Genomic DNA, 444 nt, shown 5'->3' on the forward strand with positions numbered 1-444 from the left:
CCAGAAAACCGACGGGTATATACCAAAATGCGATCTTGAGTTGACTAATATTTTAGCAAAATTAAACTCTATAGAGCTGCACGATGAAGTCAGTTCTGAACTAGAGGCCTTAGAAAGTCAATATATAGCCACATTAAATAATGCTGGTTTTAGTACACTTTCCGGGGTTAAATCTGATATTTATTATCACCAACAGAAGCCTTTTTTAAGAGTTGTCAATCCAACTGATTCCCCTTTAGAAATTACTGCACAAGTAACACTCATAGATAGCGCTGATAAGCCAAGCAAAACTCATCAGCTAAAACGCAACTTGACTTCAGGAACACATAATATCTCACTGCCAACAGAAATAAATGCTGATAAGATTACTGTTGCGCAAACTCTCAAATGGAAGTCGTTAACGCACCAAACTACGCTCTCAAGGCGAGTAACCCCGTTTAATGG

General features: G+C 38.3%; 1 pseudogene. It reads left to right on the top strand.

The window, feature by feature from the left end:
* Window positions 1–40: 40 nt before the first annotated feature.
* A pseudogene (locus CWB80_RS22080) lies at window positions 41–444 on the top strand (hypothetical protein); the annotation flags it as partial.

Origin of the sequence: Pseudoalteromonas sp. S1650, assembly GCF_005887195.1 — a bacterium.
Classification (GTDB): Bacteria; Pseudomonadota; Gammaproteobacteria; order Enterobacterales; family Alteromonadaceae; genus Pseudoalteromonas; species Pseudoalteromonas simplex.